22 protein-coding genes and 2 pseudogenes are annotated in these 25,584 nt (G+C 68.3%); 7 read left to right on the top strand and 17 right to left on the bottom strand.

The genetic code is table 11. From position 1 onward, the window contains the following. Positions 1-43: 43 nt before the first annotated feature. Positions 44-634, bottom strand: a complete 591-nt coding sequence (locus tag SACE_RS12480) for a TetR/AcrR family transcriptional regulator (protein ID WP_009949889.1) — start codon at positions 632-634, stop codon at positions 44-46. Between the two features lie 45 nt (positions 635-679). Between SACE_RS12480 and SACE_RS12475 the strand changes: the two genes are divergently transcribed. Together SACE_RS12475 and SACE_RS12470 are read left to right on the top strand one after the other, a co-directional pair. Continuing rightward, complete coding sequence (locus SACE_RS12475; RefSeq protein ID WP_231849988.1) at positions 680-1,957, top strand: MFS transporter; 1,278 nt, start codon at positions 680-682, stop codon at positions 1,955-1,957. 103 nt (positions 1,958-2,060) lie between these two features. Further along, on the top strand, positions 2,061-2,951 hold the full coding sequence (locus SACE_RS12470; RefSeq protein ID WP_231849987.1) for an alpha/beta fold hydrolase: 891 nt from the start codon (positions 2,061-2,063) through the stop codon (positions 2,949-2,951). Positions 2,952-3,813: 862 nt separating this feature from the next. On the opposite strand, the pseudogene SACE_RS12465 reads toward SACE_RS12470, so the two are convergent. The 5 genes and pseudogenes from SACE_RS12465 to SACE_RS12445 form a co-directional block, all read right to left on the bottom strand. Then, positions 3,814-4,083 (bottom strand): annotated as a pseudogene (locus tag SACE_RS12465) (IS630 family transposase); the annotation flags it as partial. Positions 4,084-4,125: 42 nt separating this feature from the next. Continuing rightward, complete coding sequence (locus SACE_RS12460; protein WP_009949895.1) at positions 4,126-4,725, bottom strand: response regulator transcription factor; 600 nt, start codon at positions 4,723-4,725, stop codon at positions 4,126-4,128. Between the two features lie 687 nt (positions 4,726-5,412). Next, complete coding sequence (locus SACE_RS12455) at positions 5,413-6,609, bottom strand: PucR family transcriptional regulator (protein ID WP_009949897.1); 1,197 nt, start codon at positions 6,607-6,609, stop codon at positions 5,413-5,415. Between the two features lie 257 nt (positions 6,610-6,866). Beyond that, positions 6,867-7,243, bottom strand: a pseudogene (locus SACE_RS40340) (IS701 family transposase); the annotation flags it as partial. Positions 7,244-7,393: 150 nt separating this feature from the next. After that, positions 7,394-7,759 (bottom strand): phage terminase small subunit, encoded by a 366-nt coding sequence (locus tag SACE_RS12445; protein ID WP_009949900.1) that lies wholly within the window; start codon positions 7,757-7,759, stop codon positions 7,394-7,396. 81 nt (positions 7,760-7,840) lie between these two features. On the opposite strand from SACE_RS12445, the gene SACE_RS12440 reads away from it, so the two are divergent. Next, the gene (locus tag SACE_RS12440; protein WP_009949902.1) at positions 7,841-8,110 is read left to right on the top strand and encodes an IS3 family transposase; all 270 of its coding nucleotides are present in this window, start codon (positions 7,841-7,843) and stop codon (positions 8,108-8,110) included. A 169-nt stretch (positions 8,111-8,279) separates the two neighbouring features. On the opposite strand, the gene SACE_RS37555 is transcribed toward SACE_RS12440, so the two are convergent. Both SACE_RS37555 and SACE_RS12435 read right to left on the bottom strand, forming a co-directional pair. Beyond that, a complete protein-coding gene (locus SACE_RS37555) occupies positions 8,280-8,417 on the bottom strand; it encodes a hypothetical protein (protein WP_011873728.1) in 138 nt (45 codons plus the stop codon). A gap of 376 nt (positions 8,418-8,793) precedes the next feature. Further along, positions 8,794-9,771, bottom strand: coding sequence for a LacI family DNA-binding transcriptional regulator (locus SACE_RS12435; RefSeq protein WP_009949905.1), 978 nt, complete (start codon positions 9,769-9,771; stop codon positions 8,794-8,796). Between the two features lie 170 nt (positions 9,772-9,941). On the opposite strand from SACE_RS12435, the gene SACE_RS12430 reads away from it, so the two are divergent. Beyond that, the gene (locus SACE_RS12430) at positions 9,942-10,853 is read left to right on the top strand and encodes a dihydrodipicolinate synthase family protein (protein ID WP_009949906.1); all 912 of its coding nucleotides are present in this window, start codon (positions 9,942-9,944) and stop codon (positions 10,851-10,853) included. A gap of 157 nt (positions 10,854-11,010) precedes the next feature. Then, positions 11,011-12,366, top strand: coding sequence for an Nramp family divalent metal transporter (locus SACE_RS12425; RefSeq protein WP_197537734.1), 1,356 nt, complete (start codon positions 11,011-11,013; stop codon positions 12,364-12,366). Positions 12,367-12,470: 104 nt separating this feature from the next. On the opposite strand, the gene SACE_RS12420 is transcribed toward SACE_RS12425, so the two are convergent. Next, positions 12,471-13,430: a pentapeptide repeat-containing protein gene (locus tag SACE_RS12420; RefSeq protein WP_009949908.1), complete on the bottom strand. Its 960-nt coding sequence runs from the start codon at positions 13,428-13,430 to the stop codon at positions 12,471-12,473. 413 nt (positions 13,431-13,843) lie between these two features. On the opposite strand from SACE_RS12420, the gene SACE_RS12415 reads away from it, so the two are divergent. Beyond that, positions 13,844-17,485 carry an nSTAND1 domain-containing NTPase gene (locus SACE_RS12415; RefSeq protein WP_009949909.1) on the top strand — a complete coding sequence of 1,214 codons (3,642 nt, stop codon included), beginning with the start codon at positions 13,844-13,846 and terminating at the stop codon, positions 17,483-17,485. A gap of 127 nt (positions 17,486-17,612) precedes the next feature. On the opposite strand, the gene SACE_RS12410 is transcribed toward SACE_RS12415, so the two are convergent. Both SACE_RS12410 and SACE_RS12405 read right to left on the bottom strand, forming a co-directional pair. After that, the gene (locus SACE_RS12410; protein ID WP_231849986.1) at positions 17,613-18,026 is read right to left on the bottom strand and encodes an MFS transporter; all 414 of its coding nucleotides are present in this window, start codon (positions 18,024-18,026) and stop codon (positions 17,613-17,615) included. A 355-nt stretch (positions 18,027-18,381) separates the two neighbouring features. Then, positions 18,382-19,872: a carboxylesterase/lipase family protein gene (locus SACE_RS12405; protein WP_011873726.1), complete on the bottom strand. Its 1,491-nt coding sequence runs from the start codon at positions 19,870-19,872 to the stop codon at positions 18,382-18,384. Between the two features lie 95 nt (positions 19,873-19,967). Here SACE_RS12405 and SACE_RS12400 point away from each other — a divergent pair, with 95 nt between their 5' ends. Continuing rightward, entirely contained in the window at positions 19,968-20,567 is a 600-nt protein-coding gene (locus SACE_RS12400) for a TetR/AcrR family transcriptional regulator (protein ID WP_009949914.1), read from the top strand. Here the strand turns inward: SACE_RS12400 and SACE_RS12395 are convergent. The 6 genes from SACE_RS12395 to SACE_RS12365 all read right to left on the bottom strand — a co-directional run bounded on the left by SACE_RS12395 (position 20,554) and on the right by SACE_RS12365 (position 25,203). Further along, entirely contained in the window at positions 20,554-20,778 is a 225-nt protein-coding gene (locus SACE_RS12395; protein ID WP_009949915.1) for a hypothetical protein, read from the bottom strand. The genes SACE_RS12400 and SACE_RS12395 overlap by 14 nt on opposite strands. A 311-nt stretch (positions 20,779-21,089) precedes the next feature. Next, a complete protein-coding gene (locus SACE_RS12385; protein ID WP_011873725.1) occupies positions 21,090-21,335 on the bottom strand; it encodes a hypothetical protein in 246 nt (81 codons plus the stop codon). Next, positions 21,293-21,511 (bottom strand): hypothetical protein, encoded by a 219-nt coding sequence (locus SACE_RS36325; protein ID WP_231849985.1) that lies wholly within the window; start codon positions 21,509-21,511, stop codon positions 21,293-21,295. The genes SACE_RS12385 and SACE_RS36325 overlap by 43 nt, the downstream gene beginning before the upstream one ends. 193 nt (positions 21,512-21,704) lie before the next feature. Further along, positions 21,705-22,121, bottom strand: a complete 417-nt coding sequence (locus tag SACE_RS12375; protein ID WP_021341703.1) for a YeeE/YedE thiosulfate transporter family protein — start codon at positions 22,119-22,121, stop codon at positions 21,705-21,707. Further along, entirely contained in the window at positions 22,121-22,771 is a 651-nt protein-coding gene (locus tag SACE_RS12370; protein ID WP_009949920.1) for a YeeE/YedE family protein, read from the bottom strand. Before SACE_RS12370 ends, SACE_RS12375 begins: the two co-directional genes overlap by 1 nt. Before the next feature lie 1,214 nt (positions 22,772-23,985). Next, positions 23,986-25,203, bottom strand: coding sequence for an IS110 family RNA-guided transposase (locus SACE_RS12365; RefSeq protein ID WP_011873724.1), 1,218 nt, complete (start codon positions 25,201-25,203; stop codon positions 23,986-23,988). Between the last annotated feature and the right edge of the window lie 381 nt (positions 25,204-25,584).

Below are 25,584 nucleotides of genomic sequence, written 5' to 3'. Positions count from 1 at the left end.
GTGGCGATGTGCGCGATCCGCAGCGTGGGACCAGCTGGCCGTGTCAGTGGGCAGGAGTGAGGCGGTTCGCTACGGTCTCGCAGGCAAGGCGCACCACGGCCCGCAGTTCGGCGTCGGATGCGCCGGCACGACTGAGCACCGCGAGGGATTGGTTGATCGCGACGATGTAGGTGGCGAGGTCGTCGAGCATCGCTGGATCGACATGCGGATCGTCGAGCGCGGCCCGGATCCGCGCGTGCTGGAGGTCGAGCAGGCCGCGGACGTGGGTGGCGCTGTTGGAAGTCAGCACGGCTGCCTGAGCCGCCGATTGGGCGATGAGGCATCCCTTCGGTACGGCAGGGTCGTCGATCCTGGCCAGGATGACTTCGAAGAACGCTTCGATGGCGCGGACCGGGTCGCCGGGGTGTGCGGTGAGCGCGTCCTCGTAGCGGGCGCCGTAGGTGGTCGAATAGTGGTCCAGCGCTCGGCGGAACAGCGCGTCCTTGCCGCCGAAGGCGCCGTAGAGGGATCCCCGGCCGAGGCCGGTGGCCGCGCCGAGCATGTCGAGCGAGGCGTCGGCGTATCCGTGCTGCCAGAACACCGCCATGGCCTTGTCCAGGGCTTTGTCGACGTCGAACTGCTTGCGGCCCGACATGTTCGCCTCCCGTCCTCACCGGCTCGGTGTGAGTCTACCTACTTCTTGGAACGAACAGTACAAGAATCATGGACTGATCGGTCCAAGATGACTTACGGTCGGGGCATGTCCGTTGTCGATGACGCACCAGCCGCCGCCTCCAGACGCGCGAAGCCGGGTTTCTGGCTTGTGGCCGCGGTGTACGTGCTCGCCATGCTCGGCGGCACGCTGCCGGTACCGCTGTACGTTTTCTGGGCTCCGCGCATGGGGTTCGGTCCGTTCACCACGACCTTGATCTTCGCGATCTACGCACTGGGTGTGGTGGCGTCGCTGCTGCTGTTCGCCTCGTTGTCGGATCGCTCGGGCCGGCGCCCGCTCCTGCTGGCGTCGCTGGTCGTGCTCGCGGCCAGCACCGTGTGCTTCCTGGTGGCCCGGGACGTCGGCCTGCTCCTGCTGGCTCGGTTCCTGTGCGGTCTCGCTACCGGGGTGACCACGGCGACGGCGACGGCGGCGCTCGAAGAGCTCGCCGGGCCGGGAGGTGGTCGGCGCGCGTCGATGACCGCCGCCGGGGCGAACCTGGGCGGACTGGGGCTCGGCACCGTCATCGCCGGCCTGTTCGCGCAGTTCTTGCCCAGTCCCACGCACTTGGTGTTCTGGTGCTACCTGGCCGCGCTGGTCCCGGCGGTTGTCGCGATCGTCGTGACTCCGGAGACCGTCCGGTCTCCCCGGCGTCCGGTGCTCGCGGTCCGCCGCCCCACGCTTCCGGTCGACCGTGCGGCGCGCGGCCAGTTCCTGTCCGCGGCAGTCGCGGTGTTCGCGGCGTTCGCGGTCAACGGCCTGTTCTCCTCGCTCGTGCCCGGATTTCTCCACGACGCGCTTCAGGTGCGCAGTGTCGCGGCCGTCGGAGCGGAGGTCGGCCTGCTGTTCGCAGTGGCCCTGGTCGCACAGCTGGCTGCACCCGGCCGGTGGCTGGATTCCCCGGTGATCGGGCCCGTGTTCCTCATCATCGGGGTCGCGGTGTTCGAGTCCGGACTCTGGACCCGGTCCCTGCCCGCTTTCGTGACCGGCACGGTGTTCGCGGGAATCGGCGCGGGGGTGACGTTCCGGCGTGGTGTCGCGGTCACCGCGCGCCTCGCCGCCCCGGATCGCCGCGCCGACCTGTTCGCGTCCTACTTCCTGGCCGCCTACGCGGGAACGATCGGCCCGACGCTCGCCCTCGGCCTCCTCGACCAAGTGATCAACCAGAACGTCGCGACGCTCCTGCTGGCCGTCGGCATCGGTGCGATCGCCCTGGCCACCACGCTCACTCGCTCCACGGCAGCCGACCGGACAGCTGTCGCCTGACCAACTCGACCACCAGCCACGATCAGGAGGACTTGCCATGACAATCCAAGGAAACACCCCGACCGAGCCCGCGGGCCGCGGCTCGGTGCGCGGCGCCCCCGGGTTGCCCGACGGCTTCACCGACACGTTCAGCAGCCGCTGGGTGCAAGTCGGTGACCTGCACCTGCACGCCGTGACCGGCGGCGACGGACCGCCGCTGTTGTTGCTGGCCGGTTGGCCGCAGACCTGGTACGCGTGGCGGGAGCTGATGCCCGCGCTGGCACGCGATTTCTCGATCGTCGCCCCTGACCCTCGGGGCGTGGGCCTGTCCGGAAAACCGGACGACGGCTACGACACCGGAACCCTCGCCGCCGACATGGTGGAGCTGATGAGCGCGCTGGGCCACGATCGTTTCGCGATGGTCGGGCACGACGTCGGCATGTGGACCGGGTACGCGCTGGCCGCGGACCACCCGGAGAGGCTGGAGCGCCTGGCGGTGGCCGAGGCCGTGATCCCCGGCCTGGCACCCTCCCCGCCGCTGTTCGCACCGCAGGAGTCCATCGACCGGCTGTGGCATTTCGGGTTCAACCGACTCGGATCACTGAACGAGAAACTCGTGGAAGGTCGGGAACGACTGTTCTTCGGGTACCAGTTCGCGACCAAAGCGGTTCGGCCGTTGCCGGAGCACGCGATCGACCTCTACATCGAGACTCTGGCTTGCGACCCCGACGCACTCCGCGCCAGTTTCGAGTTCTACCGTGCGCTCGACACGACCATCGAGCAGAACGAGCGGCGCAGGCAACGAAAGCTCACCATGCCCGTGTTGACAATCGCCGGCGCCCGTTCCGTGGGCGAACTGGTCGGCAAAACTCTGGCGCCGGTCGCCGAAGACGTCACCAACATCGTGCTACCCGACTGTGGACATTTCCCAGCAGAGGAAGCCCCACAGGACATGCTCGTCGTCCTGAACGACTTCCTGGCCTCATACCGCAAAGCAGGACTAAACAGCGACTGAGCTGAAAACCATCGACCGCGTTCCCGAGTCCATACGCGGGGACACTTCCTCTCCGTGGACAAGACACTCCGCACGGCCGTACTCGGGCATCTGCTGCTCGTGCCCTCAGGTGTGCGATCCGGAGCGGAATCTAAGGTGGACCGTCGTTCAGGTACCGGACTGTGGAGACCACCGAAGAGGAGGGTTCCGCACGGTACCGGGCGATGTCTCGGTGGGACGTTCGCTCGTCCCAGTACCGCCCCCCGGGCAGCAGACGAACCCAGTCAACGCCGCTGGGCAACGGCGAACATCCGCTCATCGGCAGGCCAGTGCGGTTCCGGCGACCGCCATCCTTGGTCCGCCGCTGACTCTGCGCGCTCGCGGTGAACACGAGCGAGACAAATAGCCATTCCGCAAGACCTGATATCCGGGGTTACCAGTACTCCGCACGAAAGTGTCTGGCCTGACGGCTTGCGGGTCGGCGTTCTCTCGGGCGATGTCTGACTCGACCATCTGATCTGCCGGTTTGCCTGATCGCTTCCATCGGCTACCTGTTTTCACGGCTGGGTGATGTTCACGATGTCAGTGGGTGTCTTGCCAGGGCAAGATCGGGTTCTCCCGGTGGAAGGTCCTGGTCATGCCGAAGATGCCCAAGGTCGGACCGAGGCCGTGATCGGCGACAAGGCCTACTCATCCCGAGCGATTCGAGCCAGACTGCGGGCTGCGGGGGCATCAAGACCGCGCCCCCGCAGCCCGCAGACCAGCTCGCTCACAAGCAGTGGTGCGGCATCGCCACTCGCTACGACAAACTCGCCGCCCTCTACCGAGGAGGCATCGTCCTACGCGCGATTACCCTATGGCTTCGGCAATAAGGAGACACGGCCTAGTGTCGTGAGTCGTTAATTCGTTGGCAGTATGCGGCGAGGGTTTCGAGGATCTCGTCGGCGGTCTTGGTCCATATGAAGGGTTTGGGGGCGTCGTTCCACGCGTTGATCCAGGCGTGGACGTCAGCTTCGAGGGAGGCGACGCTGCGGTGTACTGAGCGGCGAAGCTTGCGGTTGGTGAGCTCGGCGAACCATCGCTCGACGAGGTTGAGCCAGCTGGCCGAGGTCGGGGTGAAGTGCACGTGGAATCGCGGGTGGCGCAGCAGCCATGACCATGATCAATAACCCGACCAAGGTTCATAGACGAGCCACTAGATAAGGCCGGAACGGATAGCATAGGAGACCGCATGGGCCCGGTTGTGCAGGTTGAACCGACTCGTGAACTGGTAGAGGATGTTCTTGACGGTGCGCTCGGAGAAGTGCAGCTTCTGCGCTATGTCCTTGAGCTCGTTCCCTTCTGAGACCAGCCCGAGCACGTCGATTTCACGGTTCGTGACCCCGGAGAACGACAGGTCATGCGGTTCAAGCACCTCGCGACAGACCCTTTGCACCTGCTCGATCAGCTCGCCCTGTAGTGAGTTGGGAAAGAAGCCTCCTCCCCCGCTGACCGCGCGGATGGCCTGCAGGAGTATCTGGGCGTTGAGATCGCGGCGCCACAGGATGGCGCGGGCGCCCGATTCCAGCGCGGCGGAAACGTCGGCGTGCCCGCTCTCCTCCACTACGAGGATCAACCGTGCCGAAGTGTCGGCGCTGACATCCCGCAGGGTGGCCGTCGTCGATGAGTCGACACGTTTGACCGTCACCACCAGAACATGCGCGTTGTCGAGGTCGGTCTCGGTGACACGGCGGTCGCGGCCCAGGTAGCTGGTCAGTCCCAGACGAGTCAGGGCATCCGAGGCATGTATCGCCACGCGGATCGTCCCAGATGTCCTTTCGTGCATGGCAATGGCCCCATTTCGTAATACAGGTGATGCGTAAAAGGAGGCGCTCTGCCCGCAGGCAGCAAACGGCCGTTTGCACAGCAGTGCGCTTCGGGCGCGGCGGATCCCGAGGCAATACTGGCGAAAAGAGCCGAGTAGGGCCGACCGATCAATCGTCGCGCACGCGGACTTCGCGGTCGAGCATGGTCGTGCCAGAAGGAAGAGGTTCCAGTCCCGGCAAGTGTTGCGCGGCCGGTTTTTGCCGCTGCCGCAGCAGGCTGGTCAGGTCTGGATGCCCGCGTGGAGTCCGGGATGCATCACATCTCCTCGATTCTCACGGACCCACAGGATCGTTTCCCGACCGGCGGCTGGTGCACGGAACCAGCAGCAGGCTGGTTAACAACCCGAGAGACCTCAGTGAGATTTATCGATCGTGGTCATAGGATACCGGGCTGTTGCCACCCGAGTCCGAAACTCGGCTGTACCGCCCTCATGCAGGCGTCGGCCAGTGGTGCGAGCACCAGGCCGGTTTTCGACCGCATCGCGCCTCCTCTCGTTGAGCTGTGACTTTCACGCTGTCAGCACCCTGCGCGCTTCTCGAGATCATCATAGAAAGCCGCAGCGTCCAAGTCATCGTTCACGCCACCCAACATTCGCCCGCGGGGGACTGTGATCGGATCACAACGCCGATCGGGCGTCGCCGTAGAATGTGATCGCGATCAACAACTCCTGGAGGTCCGGGAGCCGTCGTAGGTCATAGCCCGTGCGGCGCTCCACGCGGGTCAGTCGGTGGTGGGCGGTGTTGATGTGCACACCGAGAGCCTGTGCGGCCGCCTTCACGTTGAGGTTCGCTCGCGCGTAGGACAGCACCGTCTCGGTCAGCACCCCGCCCGACCTGCTGTCCGAGACGACGAAGTCCCGCACGGCGGACGGGATCAGGCGCCGTGCGGTCTCATTGGCGCGCAGCGTCAGGTAATCGATCACTTTCATCTCGAAGAGCGCGGCCACGCCACCCTCGTCGGGAAGCACGTCAAGCGCGGTGAGGGCCTCGTGATAGGCGTCTGCGACCGTGGCCACCGTCTTGTGGCATGTGCTGATCCCCACAGCGAGCCGCGTTCCCTTGTCGGCGAGCGCTCGCCACTCCGACCTGACCCGCCGGGTGAACTGCTCACCGAGCTCTTCGCGCACAGATCGGACCACCACGATCTCGTCCTGCCGAACCACGGTCAACGAGCGTGCCGCGCCACCGACCGCGCCTCCCAGCGAGGCCGCAGCGGATCGCAGCCCGTAATCGTCACTGATCGGTTTGACCGGCACGGCGACCAGCACCACGCACGAAGCTTCCCGCGTCAGGCCGGCTTCCCTGGCCCGCATGAGCCGCGGTCCGGGTGCGGGATCCCGCCCGCCGAGCAAGTCCTCGAGCAGGTCACGACGCACGCGGTCGTCTTCGACCGCGAGCAACTGCTCGGCGTCGAGATAGGCATGCGCGGCGATGGTGCTGAACTGGTTGAAGAAGTCGATCAGCAGGCCAGAGGCGAGCAGCGCGACCTCTCTGCCGCCGGCTTGGTCGGCCGTCCACTCGAGAACCGCATTCCATGCTGTTCGGTGCCCGATACGGATCCCGTGCATGAAACTGGCCAGGGGCACGCGCCGCTGAACGCGCTTGGCCGCGTGACGCCGAACGAAGCCCATGTCGGGTTCGGCGTGCGGAGGCCCGCTGGCGAGGTAGGTTCCCAACGCGACGAACCCCTCTCGCGCGTTGTCCAGCACGTCGGCCAGAACCGCACTGTCCTCGATGGTCGCGTAGGCGGCGGCATCGGCACGCGTCTCCCGCACAGCGGCTTCGGCCAGTGGGTGTCGCCTCGCCACCAGCATCGCGCCCACGTCGCCAAGAGTCACGAGCTGTCCATGCTCCCGTGTCACCGCGCCAGCATACGTTCGGATTGTTACGCAATCACAACGAACACCGGTGTAACAGGTTCTTGCACAGGGGTTTGTAGTGCTTTGTCAGGTGGGTCTTCGTTGCTGGTCAGGAGGGTGCCTGCTGGCGGGGAGAGGTTGTCGGCAGGTGCGGCAGGCGCCGGCCCAGACGTACAGCAGGGTCTGGAGTTCGCGGAGGACGGCGTACAGGGTCAGGCCGGCGCAGAGGCTTTTGGGTCATGGCGCAGCTGAGCGCAGATGGCCTGGCCAAGGCTGACCAGGATGCCGTGGCGATACCAGCAGGCCAGGCTGCGGCGTTCGAAGTGGTCAAGGCCCAGGCCGTCTTTGAGTTCGCGGTAGTCGTGTTCGATTCGCCGGCGCATCTTGGCCAGCTGCACCAACTCACGCAGCGGTGTCGCGGCAGCCAGGTTGGACACCAGTAGTCGGTGCGTTCGGGCCATTCGGCAAGCATTCAGCACGCGGGCAGGCTCCCATCGGCCCGCGAGGGTTGTTTCGGTTTGCCGGGCGCACCCGCAGGGCCCGGGAATCGGCAATGCATCGCGGCGGTGCGGTTGCCGGACGTCTTCTTCGGATCGCTGGCGACCTTGTCCAACGTCCAGTCGTTCTTGTCCGCGACCGGCGCCCAGCACTCTAGCAAAACCCGATCACAGAGTGCGGCTGGAGTACTGGACACCGAGCTGTTGCCGGTAATCCTCGGTGCCGACACGCTGGCCTTCTCCTAGGTCTGTTCCCGCTCGATCTCGATCCGCACCCGGCGCCGAGCGCATTCGGTGACCAACAGATCCGACATCGCCGACATGAGAGCGGCGAACATCTGCGACGACGGCTTCGACGACCGGACGTAGCGGTCCATCGTGTGCGCGACGAATCGCGCGGTCTGCCAATCGCTCGGCTCGAAGTACCGGGCCTGTGCAGACTCGGTCAGCGCTCGATACCAGTCCGAGACGAGCGGGTGCGGGTCATCGAGACCGAGGTCCGGGGCGCAGACGGCGCCAAGTTCGGTTGCCGACTCGGTGGGCAGGTCAGTGCGGTTGCGGCGAATGCGCTGATCGTTTCGCTGTGCAACGCGGCCACGAGTACCCACGTCGTGACCTCCTTTCTTCGGGCCGGAGTAGAGGTGTACCAAGGATCTTGGACAGGGCCTCTCGTTTGAGAGGGTGTGTGCATGCCCGAGCAGCATCGGAGGTTCAGTGCTCAGTTCAAGGCTGAGGCTGTGCAGATGGTGATCGAGACCGTGAAGCCGGTCGCCGAGGTCGCCCGGGATCTAGAGATCAACGCGGGTACGCTGGCCAACTGGGTCAACGCGTGGCGGCGGGAGAACCCGGGTTCTGAGCAGCCGGTGAGCCCGTCCGAGCGTGCGCGTGTGTCTGAGATGGAAGGCGAGATCCGCCGACTGCGGATGGAAAACGAGTTCCTGAAAAAAGCCGCGGCCTGAGCCGCCATCACCTCCGGCAGCGCCGCCCGCCGCAGCCGGACTCCGGCCGCCTCGACTGACATGACCGCCGGACTCACGAGTCGCCGGACCTCCCTCCTGCCGTGGTCGAGGCGGATGGCCCGTTCGTTCTTGTCCGTCTCGTTTTCCCAGGTGCTCTGCTCGGAGACGTTCATGACGGCATCCCCTCTGCGGCGCCGTGGTCGTCCTGGTCGTACCGGTTCGCGACCTCGACCAGCGCGTCCTGCAAGAGCTGGATGCCTTCGGTGTTGTCGGCCAGTACGCGCAACGTAGTACTGGGCGTCACCATGTCCGCGACGAGGAGGATGCTGGACCAGCCTGGCCGCGGTGAGAGAGGGAGGTGGTGGGCCGATCGGCGTGTGAGGCGTTCACCGCGACATCGCGAGCAGCCGCTCGGTGTCGTCCTCGCGACCGACAAAGACGCCTTCGTCGGCGGAAGTGAAGGGGCGCAGTCCGGGGTACGGACACGGCGGGATCCCTGTCAGCACTTCCGGCCACGACCGATCAGCCGGTCGACCGGCACGCCGTATGCGTCCCGCCGGTCGTCACGAGTACTGGCCAGGAACAGTATGCCGATCACCGCGCGCCGTCAGGGCAGGAAAAGACCAGCGACGCGAGGCCCGGGTCCGGGCCGCTCATTGTCGCCGACGCTGCTGATGACGATGTCACTCAGCCGGAGGGCCCGTCGATCCGCGAGGGATGAGGGTCGGCGTCGTGGTGAGCGTCGTGGTGTGTCCTTTGTGCTCGGTGAGCAGGTGCAGCGCGTCGGTTGCGATCTGGCGGAACGGGACCCGGACGGTGGTGAGAGGGACGGGCAGGCGGCTGACAACGGGGATGTCGTTGTAGCCGACGATCGATACGTCCCGGGGCACCGACAGGCCGAGCCTGTGGGCGGCCGACAACACGCCGATGGCCGTGTTGTCGTTGACTGCGAAGACCGCGGTCGGGCGGTCGTCGCGGTCCAGCAGCTGCCGGCCGGCGACCTCGCCGGCTTCGATGGAAAAGGCGTTCCCCGTGATGAGCGCCGGGTCAACCGGAATCCCGGCATCGGTCAGCGCGTCCCGGTACCCATCGGCGCGCCCCTGCGCGCTGGAGGCGTAGCCAGGTCCACCGACGAGACCGATCCGGCGGTGCCCGAAGTCGATGAGGTGCCGGGTCGCGAGACGGGCACCGAGGCGGTCGTCGCCGATCGCCGCTGGACTGGTGCCGTCAGTGCGCAGCGCGAGCGCGCATGGGGTCTGCCCGGTGGTCACGGGGGTGCCCATCCGGGCGGTCGTGAGGATCAGCCCGTCCACGCGGCGCATCTGCAGCGACCGCACCGCGACCGCCTCGGTCTCCACGGAATCCTCGGTGGTGGCGACGACGGTGAACAGCTCACGGGCTGCGGCCACCGCGGTTATCTCCTCGTAGAGCATCGCCATCACGGTGTCGGTCAGCCGCGGGACGATCACCCCGATCGTGCTGGTGCCGGCACGTCGCAGGCCGGACGCGAGCGGGTCACGGACGTAGCCGAGCTCGGCGGCGGCCTTGCGCACCCGCTCCGCGGTCGCGCTCCGCGAGTGGGGCAGGCGCTCGTCGAGCACCCGGGACACGGTCGACTTGCTGACCCCGGCCGCCCGGGCCACGTCAAGGATGGTCACCACGCCTGGAACCATACCTTGCTGGGAACGTTCCCGGGATCGGTATTGACGTTCGGCTGGTGGATCGGCCATCGTTTGGGAACGTTCCCGCGAACGTTCCGAGAAGGCTCGGTCGGCAGCGAGGAGCCCCAGATGTAGCGCCACGCACTCAGCGACGAGAACGGAGCCCTGTCATGGCACTCGACCTCCGCGGTCTCAACCCCGCCCCCGTCACCCCTTTCACCCCGGACGGCGCCGTCGACCACGACGCCATGGCGAAGCTGGGCACCTGGCTGTCCGGGCACGAGGGCGTGAAGAGCCTGGTCGTTCTCGGCCACGCCGGTGAGGGCACCTTCCTCACCCAGCAGGAGCAGGTCGAGACGATCGAGAAGCTGGTCGAGGCGGTCGACGTCCCGATCATCGCCGGCATCACCGGCGAGGGCACGCACGTCGCCGTCGAAGAGGCCAAACGCGCCGTTGCCGCCGGGGCGCAGGCCGGCCTGATCTACCCCTCGCACGGATGGCTGCGCTTCGGCTTCCAGGCGGGTGCTCCGCAGGAGCGCTACCGCGCCATCCACGAGGAGGCAGGCCTGCCCTGCATCCTCTTCCAGTACCCGGACAACACCAAGGCGAACTACGACTTGGAAACCCAGCTCGAGATCGCCGCCCAGCCGGGCGTGTTCGCCACGAAGAACGGCGTGCGCAACATGCGACGGTGGGACACCGAGATCCCGGTGCTGCGCGCCGAGAACCCGAACCTGCAGATCCTCTCCTGCCACGACGAGTACCTGCTGCACACCATGTTCGACGTCGATGGCCTGCTGGTCGGCTACGGCAACATCGCACCGGAGCCGTTGCTCGAGCTGATCGCCGCCGGCAAGGCCGGTGACTATCGGGCCGCCCGCGCCGTGCACGATCGCCTGCTGCCGGTGACCAAGGCCGTCTACCACCGCGGCTCGCACATGGAGGGCACGGTGGCGTTGAAGATCGCCCTCAAGGCCCGGGGCGTTCTGGAGCACGCGACCGTCCGGTCCCCGCTGGTCGACCTCACCCCGGAGGCCGAGGAGGAGATCGTGCAGGCGATGAAGTCCGCCGCTCTCGTCTGAGCTCCGTCCGCCCGACGTGAACAGGTGCGTGGGTCGCCACACCGCGACCTGACGCCCGGGTCGGGCGCCGGCATCCCGTCGCCGCCCGGCCCCTCCCCGGCCAGGACCGTTTGCGTTCTGGTCGGCCCTCGGTGACAGTGCAGTCCCGACGAACCCCGTGACGACGCCGCGCGGGGGGCGAGGAACCACCATGTCCGACGTAACAGCGCCCCGGCCGAGCGCCGGGTCCGCGGACCGCCCCGACGCGGCGGCCGCCACCACTTCCTCTCCGTCCGGAGAAATGGCCGCTTCCGCAGGCCGCGGCCGCAGGGCGATGCGCCTGCTCGCCCTGATGGGCCCCGCGTTCATCGTCGGCGCCTGGCAGTTCGGCCCCGGCAATCTCACCTCGGCCGTGCAGGCCGGAAGCCGCTTCGGTTACTCCCTGATCTGGGTCATCGCCGTCTCGACCGTTCTGATGTTGGTCTATGCGGACATGAGCATCCGGATCGCCTTGGTCTCCAGGGGCTCCGTGGTCGAGACGATCAAGGAACAGCTCGGCCGGTGGTCCGGCAGGATCGCCGGGTTCGGTGTCTTCGCGATCACCCTGATGTTCTCGGTCGGCAACGCCGTCGGCTCCGGCCTTGGCCTGTCCCTGGTGTTCGGCGGCTCCCCGACGTGGTGGACGCCGACCTGTACCGCCGTCGTCGTCGCCATCCTGTTCGCTCGCAGGCTCTACACCGTGATCGAGAAGCTGGTCCTGGTCCTCGTCGCGATCATGGCCGTCTCGTTCGTGGCCACCGCGATCGTCACCCGCCCGGACTGGGGCGCCGCCGCGACCGGCTCGGTCGTCCCGGTCGTCCCGGCCGGGGTCGGCCTGCTCATCGTCGCCCTGGTCGGCACCAACTTCTCGATCAACGCCGCTTTCTACGCCGGCTACGCCTCCCGCGAACGCGGTCTTCGCCGCGAGCAATACCGGCAGACCACCTTGGTCGACACCATCCCCGGAATCGTCGCCCCCGGCATCATGACCGCCCTGGTCATCACCGCCGCGGCCGCAGTACTTCCCGGAGCAGGCGGCGAGGAGGGGGCGAGCCTGAAACAGTTCTCCGCGGTGCTCACCCCCATTGCCGGTGAGGCCGGTCAGACCGTGTTCTCACTCGGCTTCACCGGAGCGGCGATCTCCGCGATGATCGCCAACGCCACCGCCGGCGGTACCCTGCTGTCCGACGGTCTCGGCTACGGCAACCGGCTCTCGTCCTGGAAGGTTCGCGGCGGCATCCTGGGCGTGCTGGGCTTCGGGGCCCTGGTCACGGTCCTCGCGCACGGCGCCTCACCGATCCAGCTGATCATCGCGGCTCAGGCACTGACCGTCGTCGTCGTGCCGATCCTGGCCCTGCTCATGCTGATCCTCGCCAACCGGTCCGCGCTGATGGGCGACCTGCGCAACACCTGGTGGCAGAACGTCCTGTCCGCCATCGGGCTGATCGCCATCGCCGCGGTCTGCTACCAGCTCATCGTCACCGCGTTCTTCTAGACCCCAGGACATCCCCGCGCCGGCGCCCCTGCGAGGACGCGCCGGCGCGGCGGTCCACATGAGCGCCATCGGGTGGGGGGAACCGAGTTCGGGGCCAGTGCTGATTATCGCGACGGCCAGATCGCCGAGTCAGCCCCTTGCGCGTTCCTCAGGTTCCGAGCCTTGTCAACGCCTATCGCCTGGGAGAAGTCCGCACCGGCGATCGACTTCACTCCGGCGAAGTCCGCGTCGGTCAGGTCGGTGCCCGCGAACGTGGCATGGCTGAGATCAGCGCCCCGAAACGCCGTCGCTTCCTTGATCACCGCCCGATCGAGATCGGCGCCGGTCAGGTCAGCGTTGGTGAACAACGCGGCTTCGAGGTCCGACCCTTCGAACTGCACGTTGTTCAGCTTGGCGTCGGTGAACCGCGCCCATTTGAAATCGCACTCCCAGAAATCGCTTCCGCCGAGATCTGCCTTGTTCCACTCGGACATCCTGGCAGCACACATCTGACCTTGGGTGTCGCGCATCACCGCGCCGTGGAATCGCACCGCCTCGACGACCACGCCCGGGAGGTGGAACGCACGTTGCCCGGGCCCCGCTGGATCTTCCGCGAAGTTGCGGAACCGGATCACGTCCACCGCGGCCTGCGTGCCCACGTTCGCCACATACACCCTGCGCTCGGTGGTGGAGCCCTTGATCTCCTTGGCTGCGGGCCTGGCGTTGGTGAGGTAAGCCTCCGCGAGATCGACGACACGATCCCGGTCGGGGGGCGAAATTCTCGCGACACGCTCCAACGTCCGGAACCCCGCCGCCTGAGCATTGAAGTCATCGCTGCTGAGCAGCTCCGACGCGCTGGTCACCTGCTCGGTGATCGCCTTGTTCTGTTCCAGGTCGAGCTTGTCCTGTTCCAGGCTGAGGTTGTGATACTGGACCGACAGTCCGGCGAAGGCGGCCACCGTGATCGCGAGGTTCAGGCCTACCGTCAGGCTGATACCCAGCAGCCAGCGCCGCGCCGCCGGCTGTCCGGGCGCGGTGGCGTCATCATTGCCGTTCAGCGGCAGCAGATCAGGCGCATCGGTCATTTCCCGATCACTCCTCGTTGATCAGCGTCGCGCCGCCGCTTTCGGTGAATTGCACCGATCGGAGCAATCCACCTGTGACTCGCGCCCCACCGCGCAGCCCGTCTCCACAACTCGGCGTCGACGGGCGAACTTGCTTCACTCATGATGTTGCCTCCTTGACGTGTCCCCCATAGCGGTTGTCATCGGGCTCCGGTGTTCCAGAACCAGTGGCCGGCTCCTGGCGGATGGCCACGGGCAGCCCCCCGATGTGCTGCCCGTGGCCGTTCCCCCGGTGCGGGCTTCCGGCGGTCCCCATCCGTCGGTGCCCGTGGTGATCTGTCTAGCCCGGATGGGTTGTCCAGGGGCGTGGGCTGGACTCCGGACAACGATCTTCAGGACAATCCGGGTCTTGATCGAGATGGGGGTGTTCGGGGGTGCCTCGTCCGGAGCGTCCGCTGGACGCGGACAACGGGCCGGTGGCGGAGTTCGCGGCTGAGCTGCGGCTTCTGCGGGAGAAGGCGGGCAGTCCTCCGTATCGGGAGCTGGCGCGCCGCGCGCACTACTCGGTGACCACGCTGTCGGAGGCCGCAGGCGGCAAGAGGCTGCCGACGCTGGCGGTGACCCTGGCCTACGTGTCCGCCTGCGGCGGCAACCGGGACGACTGGGAGCAGCGCTGGCAGGAAGCGACCGCCCAGCTCGCCGCGCGGGAAGCCCCCACCGGATCCACCAACGGTGGCGAGTCCGACCTCGAGTGCCCGTATGTCGGGCTGGCCGCGTTCGGCCCCGAGGACGCAGACCGGTTCTTCGGCCGGGAAAGCCTGACCTACGATCTCGTCTCCCGCGTCAGTCGGCGCCGCTTCCTCGCCGTTTTCGGCGCCTCCGGAGCGGGTAAGTCCTCACTGCTGCGGGCCGGGCTGCTGCCTCGGATCCGGTCGCGCGGAGAGATGGCCGTGCTGTTCACGCCCGGCCCGCACCCGCTGGAGGAATGCGCGGCCCAACTCGCCGGCCTCACCGGGGGTTCCGCGCACCGGCTCCACCGCGAGATCCGCGACGACGCCCGCGGACTGCACCTGGCCGCGCTCCAGGCGGTGGCCGGGGCGCCGCCGGACGGCGACCTGGTCGTGGTCGTGGACCAGTTCGAGGAGATCTTCACCCTCTGCCAGGATCGTGAGGAACGCACGGCTTTCCTCACCGCGCTGCTGACCGCCGCACGGGCGGACAACAGCCGCACGCGGATCGTGCTCGGCGTCCGGGCCGACTTCTTCGCCCGCTGCGCGGAGCACCCGGAGCTGGTCGAGGCGCTGCGGGACGCCCAACTGCTGGTCGGGCCGATGAGCACCGAGGAACTGCGGCGCGCGATCACGCAGCCGGCCGCCCGCGTAGGCCATGCGGTCGAGGGCGCGCTGCTGGCCCAGATCACGGCGGAGGCCACCGGGCAGCCCGGAATCCTCCCGCTGGTCTCGCACACCATGCGGGAGACGTGGCGGCGCCGCCACGGCAACACGCTCACCCTCGTCGGCTACCAGGCGGCCGGCGGGATCCGCGACGCCCTGGCCCGCACCGCCGAAGAGCTCTACACCGGACTCACCGAGCAGCAGCAGGCCAGGGCCGCGCAGATCTTCGTCCGATTGGTCGCCCTCGGCGAGGGCACCGAGGACACCAAGCGGCGCATCGCCCGCCACGAACTCGACACCGACGACCCCGACACCGACGTCGTGCTCGACTCGCTCGCCCGGACCCGGCTGCTCACGCTCGACGACGGCACCGTCGAGATCACCCACGAAGCCCTGATCCGCTGCTGGCCGCGGCTGCGCCGCTGGCTGGACGAGGACCGCGCGGGCCTGCGCACTCATCGGGAGCTCACCGAGGCCACCGCGGCGTGGGAGGCGCTGAATCACGACCCGAGCGCGCTCTACCGCGGCACCCGGCTCGCCGTGGTCAGGGAGTGGGCCAACCGCGGCCGGACCGCGCTGACCCCGCGCGAGAGCGCCTTCCTGGCCGCGAGCGTCCGCGACGAGGAGCGCGCGCACCGCTCGGTCCGGCGCAGGAACCGGCAGCTGTACTGGCTCAGCGTCGGGTTGACCGTCCTGCTGCTGTTGGTGTCCGGGATCGCGACGGGCGGTGAGCTGCAGCGCCGCAACACAACCGCGCGCATGCTCGCCGCCGAAGCCGAAGCGGTGGCCGCCACCGACACCGGCACCGCGATCCGCCGCAGCCTCGAGGCGTATCACGCCTACGACACGCCCGAGACCCGCAGCACCGTGCTCAGCCTGGCCGGACATCCGAACAACCACGGCGAGCTGCGGCAGTCGGGCACCTCCGCGCTGGCGTTCAGCCCGGACGGTGCGGTGCTGGCGACCGGCGGGCAGGGCGAACTCGCGTTGTGGAGCCACCGCACCCGCATCGCCGAACTCGGCAGTCCACAGGAAACGGCCGCCTACTCGGCCCTGGGCTTCGCACCGGACGGCAAGCGTCTCGCCGCCGGCCGCGAGAACGGCCAGATCGAGGTCTGGGACACCACCGGCCGCGTGCGCATCGCCGCCACGTCCGGCACCGGAGCCCGCATCACCGATGTCGAGTTCACCGGACAGATCCTCGCCGTGGCACGGGGAACGACCGTGGAGCTGTGGGACACCGCTCTGCGGCAGCGGACCGGCGAACTCCCCGGCGGTTTCGGAACGGTGTGGGAACTCGCGCTGAGCCCCGACGGCCGCACGCTGGCCTTGGCCACCGACAACGGCATCGTCCTCTGGGACCTCGGCACGAACACGCGACTTCCCGAACTCCCGCAGCCCCGCGGCCCGGTCAACGAGGTGGCGTTCAGCCCGGACGGCAGCAGGATCGCCGCCGCCCGGCCGGATCTGTCGCTGTCGATGTGGGAGCTGACGGGATCGCGACGCACGACCGGCTTTCCCGGCGTGACCGTGCCCGTCAGCGGTCTCGCGTTCGCACCCGACGGGCGGACGCTGCTGTCCGCGAGCTTCGACAACACCGTCACGCTCTGGGACGGCGACCGGCCGGGGCAGCGGCGCACGCTCCTCGCCACCGAACCGGGTGGCCTGACCGACATCGCCGCGAGCCGGGACGGCTCGATCGCCGCGATGAGCCGCGACGCGATCCTGCGCTGGGAGATGGCGCGGCTACCGCTGGCCGCACCGGAGTCTTCGGCTCCGATCACCTACACCCCGGACGGCAGCGCACTCGTCGGTGCGGCCGACGGAACTCTGGTGGAATGGCGCGGGAACGGCGCCGCGGGCGGAGTTCCCCTCGGCCGCGCGGTCAACGCCGTCTTCAGCCGCGACCGGACGAAGCTCGCGCTGAACTCGGGAAACACCGTCTCGGTCTGGGACGTCGTCCGCCGGACGAAGGAAGCCGAGTGGGCCGTTCCCGAAGCGCACGCCATCGCGCTCTCGGCGGATGGGGCCCAACTGGCCGTCGCCGACACCGAGGGCACGCGCATCTGGAACGTCGCCCAACGGCGGCCTGTCACCAGCCTGAAGGGATATCCGGGTCGGCCGTCCGCCCTCGACCTCAGTCCGGACGGTCGACGCCTCGCCGCCGGAGGTGAGGGCGACGTTCTGATGGTGTGGGACGTCGCGAGCGGGCAACGGGTGGCGGAGGAAGCCGACACGTGGGGCCTCCCGACCTTCGCACCCGATGGAAAGCACCTCGCCGTCTTCGGCTACTCCGGCGCGACCCTGTGGGACCCGGAGAATTCCTCCCGAGGTATCAGCGGGTTCACGCGGTTGGGGAGAGGGATGCTGGCCGACTCCTCCCCCGCCACCACCGCGTTCAGCCCGGACGGGCGTTTCCTGGCCGCGGCGGGCGAGAACAACACCGTCGTGCTGTTCGACGTCGTCAACGGCGGGCCGTGGGCCACCCTGACCGGACACACCGGCCCGGTCCACAGCCTGGCGTGGAACCACGACGGAAGCAGGCTGGCAACGGCCGGCGGCGACGGCACGATCATCGAATGGAGTACCGCGCCCGACCAGGCCATCTCCCAACTCTGCCAGATGCTCGCCGAGGACTTCCCCAACCACGACCAACCACGCGTCACCACCTGCACGCGGTAGGAAAGGCGCCGGGCAGACCTCGGCCCCTCGATCGCCTGCACCGAAAAGCCACGCGCCACGCGATCCGCTTCCACCAGCTCCAGCGCGCCACCGGTGAGCGGGTGCGGCAGAGACCGGCCGCCACTGATCATTCGGCCGGACCGGCAAGCTCCCGGGCCTCCTCGTCGGACATGGCGGCGGGGTTGGACCCCGGCAGAGGTCGTGCGGCGGACTCCCTCAGGAAGTACACGGCCACCGCTCCGACGGTACCGGCGGCCATCAGGTAGAAGGCAGGCGTGATCAGGAGCCCCGTGGCGGCGATCAACCCTTCGACGATCAGCTCGCTGGTGCCGCCGAACACGGACACCGCGACGTTGAAGGTGATGGCGAACGTGCCGTAGCGGACCCCGGTCTGGAACAGCGAGGGCAGCGTCGAGGGCATGGTCGAGTTGAAGCACACCAGCATCAGGCCCATGAGGATCAGGCCACCGAGGATGCCGACCGAGCTCCCGGACTGCAGCAGCAGGAACGACGGCAGTGACAGGACCACAGCAGGACGCACCCGGTGAGGATGAGCGGGCGCCGGCCCACCCGGTCCGACAAGCGCCCGAGGAACGGCACCATCACCGCGAGCACGGCGAGCGTGATGATCTGCAGAACCTGCGACATCCGTCAGCAAGGTTCCGCTGTGAAAGCCGGGCCTTGGAACATCGACGACGTCCTTCCGGGCCCTGGCCGGGATCATCCGTGACTGGGCCCTCTCCCGTCGGCCTCTCCCGGCTCTTGATGTCGTCCGTCACCCTCGGGTGGGATCTGATGCCAAGCGGGCCGGGTGTTGCCTGGCTGTACGCCAGTCGCGCTGTCCCCGATGGGCAGGTGAGTGGCGGCGTCGCAGTCGTAGGAGCCGACCCGGACAATCACGAGAGATCGAAGGGGGCGGGGGAGTGGCCTTCCCAGATCTGGCGGGATGCCTGTTCGGGGTAGGGCCGAGTCTTCGACTCGGTGTCCAGGACGCGGGTGAGGTGCCCGCCGGGCCGGTGGGCGGACCAGCCCGCGTCGCCGGTGGTGACGAAGCGGACCCATGCCTCCTGGAGTTCGCGGGAGAGCGCGACGGCCTCGGGAGTGGGCTCCTCGCCGATGAGCTGGGTGCCGACGGGGCTGTCCAGCGTGCCGAACGCCAGGGGCACGTCGAGGCTGTGGCAGGCGCCCAGGATGCCGTCGAGGGCCGGGGCAACCCAGCACAGTTCGAACAGGTACGAGGTGCCGCCGGCTGCGGCGTTCGCCTCGGCCAGCTTCTGTGACGGCATGCGGAAGAGGGCGTCGGAGTACACCGTCTCCACCAGCTCCTCCGGGCCTGCCTGCGGGAACGCGGCACGGTAGGCCCGCGCGCCGTCCGGCTGCGGGGCGTGCAGTTCCAGGGCTGCGTGGGCGTCCTCCTCGGTGAAGGTGCCGTACCGTCCGCTCATGACGCTGAAGTACCGGAATTCGTCCCGGGCGTGGCCGACGAGCAGTTCGGTCCCGCTCGCGCGCGCGCCGGTCAGCGCGGGCCAGGGCGTTTCCGGGAGGACCTCGCCGTCGACGACCGGGCACAGCGCGGTACCGGTCTCCGTGAGGCGTCCCCAGCTCTCCCGGTGGGCGTGGAGGCCGGCGTTGAAGGAGGTGAGCTCGGCGGCCAGGTGCCATGGGTCGATGTCGCGCAGGGCCTCGGCGGTGGGGGCCGCCGCGCCGAGCCGGTCCGCGAACGCGGCGGTGACCTGCCGTGCCAGCGCGGGGGTGCTGTGCAGCCCCGGCACCGAGTGGGCGATGGTCCGCCGGAACAGTCCGCGCGCGGACTTCATCGTCAGGAGAGCGGCGACCGACCCCGCCCCGGCGGACACCCCGGCCACGGTGACCTGGCCGGGGTCGCCTCCGAAAGCGGCGATGTTGCGCTGCACCCACTCCAGCGCCGCGATCTGGTCGAGCAATCCGCGGTTGGGCGGCACGTCGTCGAGGAACGCGAATCCCTCCGCGCCCACGCGGCAGTTGATGGTCACCACGACGACTCCCGACTCGGCCAGCGCTGCCGGGTCGAACATCGGGTCGCTCGACGCCGCCGAGAGGTAGCCGCCCACGGGGATCCACACCAGCACCGGCAGTCCCGCCGCGCCGGGATCCGGAGTGCCGACGTTGAGCGTCAGCCAGTCGGTGCCCTGCGGGGGCACGTCGATCGGCAGGGACAGCGGCACCACGGGGCCGAACTCGACCGCCTGCCTGGTCCCCTCCCAGCGGTGCGGCGGCGCGGGCGCGGCGAAGCGGAGGGCTCCGACCGGGGGCTGGGCGTAGGGGATGCCGCGGAACACCGCGTGCCTCTGCCGCCGGCGCCCCTGCACCACGCCTTCCGTGGTCCGTACCTTTGGCTGTTCGGACATGACGATTCCTTCCCTCAGTGGACCCCAGGATTATGGGTCAGGTGTATTATGTCAACTGTATTGGAACAGTCCCGGGTACGAGGGAGGGGCCGGCGATGCCGAAACAGGTGGATCACCGCGGACGCCGCGAAGCGATCGCCCGCGCACTGTGGCGGGTGGTGGAGCAGCGCGGCGTCACACAGCTGACGATGCGCGTGGTGGCGCAGGAGGCGGGCATGTCACTCGGGCAGCTGCAGCACTACTTCGCCTCCCGGACCGCCATGCTCTCCTTCGCCATGGACTTCGCGTCCGAGCAGACCTCGGTGCGCATACACCAGGGGCTCGAAAAGCTCGGTGACCGTCCGCACCCCCGTGACGTGCTGCGACTGACGCTCGCGGAAATGCTCCCCCTGCATGCCGACGCCCGCGCGACCAGCCGGATGAGCGCCGCCTACGTCCTGGAGGCGCTGCACGACGAGGCCGTGCACGAGCAGGCGCGCCGCGGCCTCGTCCAAGGGCGGGCCCTCGTCGAGCGGCTGGTCCACCAGGCGATCGCCGACGGGCACATCGACCCCGGCCGCGACCCGGCGACCGAGACCAACCTGCTCCTCGCCCTCACCGGCTTCACCTCCCTGATCGAACTCGACGTGATCGAGCCCCAGGACGCGCTCGCCGCGATCGACGTGCATCTGGACCGGCTGTTCAGGAGTAGGTGACCTGCCCCGGACACGGGGGCAGGTGGGACAAGATCAGCTCTAGACCGGCCGCGCCCCGGCCTGGTGCCATCTGACCGGCCACCGCTACCTCGGCACCGCGCCTGGCAACGACCGTCCCATCTACGCCCTGGGCGTCCGCGCCGACGCCCGCCGTACCGAGCCCCATGCACCCGTGGCGGTCCACCACCGACTGACCCTCACCCAGCTCCATGTTCGCGCGGCCTCCTGATCAGTTCCCTGAACCGACGCTCAGCCCCTCTCGTGGGCGCCGTCGTGGAAGGGAATTCCCAGCCCCAGCCCGGGCCCTCCGGCAGCGGGCCGGGACAGGCCACAGCATCGGCTGAATCCACGGCGCCTCCGCCGCGGCCCTGGCTGCCGCGTCCAGCTGCAGGATGCCGTACTCCTTGATCGATAGCGTCAGCTCGTCGATGTCGTCGTAGGCGTCCCGCGGGTTGCGCGGGTTGTGCGCCAAGCTGGAGACCGGGATCGTCGCCGAGGCGCTGTCTGTGAGTCGCCGGCCCATCAGGCAGCCACCGCCCCGCCGTAGCCGAGCTCCAGCGCCAGCGACAGCGACAGCGACAGGAAGTCGTTGTGCGCCTCGGTCGCGGTACGGCCCTTCGGATACTGGGTGACGACCTTGCCCTCCCGCAAGGCGGTCCGGTGCATCTTGTAGCGGCGGATGATCGTGTTGGTGTACTTGAAGCCCTGCTCGTCCAGCCACTTGGTCAGCCACACGATGTCGGAGTCGCCATCGCGCGGGTCCCACAAGTGCGCACGATCCGGTGCGGCACCCCACGCGGCTCGATCAACTCCCGGATCGTGCGCTCGCTGGGATCCAGCGCCAGATCCTCGGCCACGATCACATCCCCGTGCTTCTGCGCGATCTCCAACGACCGCGCCAACGCCGCCGGCCGCGCCAGCGAACCCGGCGCGTCGATGAACACGTGCTCGTAGGGCAAGTCGACGATCCCAGGTCAGGCCGGTGAGTACATCACCGGGCAGGGCTGGCCGTGCGGGTCGCCCGGCAGCATGCCCCGAGTCCCGTCGGGACCATGACCTCTGCCTATGGTCGGCCAGCCATGGGGGTGCCAAGTATCGACCGAGCCCGCGCCGGGCGAAGCGGCGCGGGCGACTCCGCTACAGCCCGCAGGAACCGCGGTCGAGTTGGAAGAACCTGGCGTTGGCCCAGCGGCACAGCCACATGCCGACCATGACACCCGCGATCGTGACCAGGGCGGGCAAGTATCCGCTGGCGACCTGGATGATCGGGATCGCCGGACAGCCACCCGAGATCGCCCAGCCGGTGCCGAACATGATGCCGCCGGGGACCACGCCGCCGTGGATGCGCCCAGGCGTGCGGCGAACGCCCACCACGGCGAAGAGCACCACGATGATGCCAACCGCGCCCGCGAAGGCGAACAGCATGCGCGGGTCCTGGAACGTGAACATGCGGTTCAGCTCGGCGTAGTCGCCGAACCCGATGTTGGTGACGGTGAAGCCGAGGGCCAGACCGGTGATGACGTTGGCGACGAGCACAGCGCCTCGATTGCGCATCAGATCACCTTCCACAGCAGGAACGACACCAGCACGGCGGTGCCGAAGAAAACGGCGGTCGCGACGAGGCTCACCGGCTGCAAGCGGCCGCAGCCGCTGAGTCCGTGACCGGAGCTGCAGCCCCCGGCGAGGCGGGTGCCGAAGCCGACGAGCACACCCCCGACGAACAACACACCGATCATGATGGTCGGATCGGCGGTCACGAGTTGGCTGAACGCACCGCCCATGTCGAAGCGGAGCTCGAAGCGACCGGAGGTGACCGCCGCCACCCAGCCACCGACGGCGATCGACAACAGCAGCGCGGCCTGGGCGACCAGCGGTACCTGACGCGGGATCGTGGACGTTGAATCGCGGGACTCGCCCGCCCCGGATTCCTGCGGCTGCGCAGCGCCCTGCACCGCGTTCGGCAAGGTCGGTTCTCCACCGCGGGCCCCGAACTCCTCGGCGGTCGCCGCGGCCAGCGCGTCAGCGAGGTCTCGGTCGTCGGCGAACTGGGCTTCCTGCCGTTCGATCCGGCGTTCGGCGCGCCAGTGCAAGACGCGATCCCATGCCGCGGACACCCCGAACGACCGGTCGGTGATGAGGGTGTAGTTGATGGTGACGAGGGCGAGTCCGACAGCGCCCGCCCACCAGGGCCAGTAGTTGCTCATGCGGGACCTCTCATCCACTCGGCGAGCCGAGTCCACCAGCGGCGCTTCGAGGCGCCGCGTTCAGGGGATCGTTCCGGCGGGCTCACCGGAGGTTGCTGCGGGGCACGCGCGGGCGGCGAAGCCTCCCGCGGTCGGGCCGGTTTCCGTTCCGGGGTCGGCTCGAACCAAGCCACGGATTCCTGCGACGCGGAGATGAGCGGCGAGGGCGGCGTTGGATCCGCCGCTGCCGAACGCTCGGCGGCGCGTCGAATGTGTCCCACGTCAGCCCCGTTCGGGAGCAGTGAGATCGGCACGAGCTGGCCTCGGGAGGCCAAGCTGTACCTGGCGCATTCCCGCCAACGTTCCTCGCTGTCGCAGTAGGAGTCGCGCCAGCCGCGTAAGCTCGCTTTGAGCAGGGGGAAAAGTGGGCAGCTTTGGGCGTGGGAGCAGCCCATATCGCTCCGATCTGACCGGCACATGACACCCGTCGGGTAGGCGACATGGCGCGATCTTGTCGTTTACCAGTTGCAGGACCGACCGGCAATCGCAGAGCGTTGCCGAGAGCAACACACCGTGATGCGATCCCTTCTCCGGCTGTTAATCCCGCGAACCCTCCCACCCGTTACTCCGTTCGCGCGCTTCCACAAAAGATGAATACCAATCAGAAAAGCATGCTGACCAGCAGATTCCCTGACTGTTGACGATTACGTCACACGACATCGCCAGATATGGTTGCCGCAGCGCAATACGAGCGTGTCCGCATCGTTGGCGAATAATGTGGAACAGGTCATACCGAATATCGCGCGGCCATGTCACCCTCCGCCCTTCATGCCGGAAGGCGAACCTGGTGAAGCCATTACCGCGGCCTACTGGCTCGCACGCCACGCGCGCCTCTTCTTACTGGCCAAGTGGTGCACGGTGGGCGGAACTACGAGTTGTCGACCAGTTACTCAAAGGCATTGCGAAGAAATCTTGTTGGCGTTTTCGTAACCGGAATGTGGCGTTGCTTCGGCCGCATGGTCAGTTAGGGTCGCGGACGCCACGATCCCCCTCCGTGGCGCTTGGCACCGGCTTGGACCCCCAGCAAGCACGGTGCCGAACAGAAGGCCCCGTACACCGTCGCGGTGTACGGGGCCTTCCCTGTAGAGACGCCCGTCGCCTCCTGAAGCAGCGGTGCTGACACGCCTGGCGGTCACCAGCTCGACGGTGGCCGGGGGGGTGTCCCTATCTGGTTGTCAAGCGGCTTGGGACTCGGCGGGGTCACGTTGGGGAGGTGCCGGTGCTTGGTAGCAGGTCTTGTCGCGGAGCATGGCGAACAGGACGTCGCAGCGGCGGCGGGCCAGGCAGATCAGCGCGGCGTTGTGCTTCTTTCCCTCATCGCGTTTCCGCTGGTAATAGGCCCGGCTGACGGGGTCGGACAAGGCGGCGAAGGCCGCGAGGAAGAACGCGCGTTTGAGCTTGCGGTTGCCGGTGCGGGCGGGGTGTTCGCCCTTGATCGAGGAGCCGGAGGTGCGGGTGACGGGGGCGATGCCGGCGTAGGCGGCCAGGTGCGCGGAGCTGGCGAAGGCGGAGGCGTCGCCGATCTCCAGCAGAATGCGGGCGGCGGTCCTGACTCCGATGCCGGGCATCGACGTCAGGACCCCGGCAAGAGGGTGTGCATCGAGTATCCCCTCGACCTCGGCTGCGACCGTTTTGCGTTGCTGGAGCACGGTTTTCAGGTTCTCGGCCAGCCTCGGCAGCACGGTGTCAGCCGCTGCGGTGCCGGGAACCGTGACGGTCTGTTCGTCCAGTGCAGCGAGGATCGTGGTGACCAGTTTCTCGCCCATCCTGGGCGCGTGCGCGGTCACGATCGAGGCGAGTTCGCCTCGGCCGGCAGCGCGGATCCCCGCCGGGCCGCCGAAACGGCACAGGATCTCCAGCACCGCCAGGTGGGTGACCTTCGGGCCGAGGGCGCGTTCCAAGGCTGGGTGGATACCGGTGAGCAGGCCACGGATGCGGTTGCTGAGCCGGGTTGCTTCGCCGGCCAGGTCGTCATCGAACCCGACCAGGACGTCGAGTTCGGCCAGCGCGTCGTCACCGACGCCGACTTGACGCAGCGTGTGCGGCAGCGAACGGGCCGCGTCGGCGATGATGAATGCGTCCCGGGCGTCGGTCTTGGCTCGCCCGGGGTAGAGGTCGGCGATACGGCGCATGGCCAGGCCGGGCAGGTAGGCGACCTGATGGCCGCAGGCGCGGGCGACCGCAACCGGCAGGGCACCGATCGTGGCGGGTTGGTCGACCACGACCAGCAGCGGCCCGTGGGCGGCGAGCTTGTCGAACACCGCTCGCAGCTTCGGTTCGCTGTTGGGCAGCGGCCCGTTATGCAGTCGCTTGCCGGCAGGGTCCAGGCCCACGGCGTGGTGGTCGCCCTTGCCGACGTCCAACCCGAGAAAAACGCCATAACTGCTGGTCATGCATTGTCTTTCGTCCGTCGCGGGTGGTCGCCGGTCGAGCATCGATGGCCGGCACCCACGTTACGACGAGACCTACCAAGCGGTGGCCGTGTCCCTATCAGCGGTCCCTCGATGCCCCCAGGCCCGGTGACACCACCCCCCGGATCATGCGTGCGACTGGGGGACTCAGTCATGCCGGACCTGGCGACCACAGCTCCTTGATCAGGAACCACGAAAAAGGTAACGGGGGAGCGAGTGTTGCTTGCTGGCCGGAGTCCTCATCAAAACCCTGGCCTCGACGCTCGCAGCCTCGGACTTGCACGCCCTGGTGCACACCCAGCACGCCCGCATCCTCGACGACGACGGCACCACGCCCGTCGACAAGCCACCCACCGGGGTCAT

The sequence above is a fragment of the Saccharopolyspora erythraea NRRL 2338 genome (genome assembly GCF_000062885.1).
GTDB lineage: Bacteria > Actinomycetota > Actinomycetes > Mycobacteriales > Pseudonocardiaceae > Saccharopolyspora_D > Saccharopolyspora_D erythraea.
The sequence above is the reverse complement of the archived record's forward strand: the minus strand, read 5'-3'. Positions and strand labels throughout refer to the sequence as shown.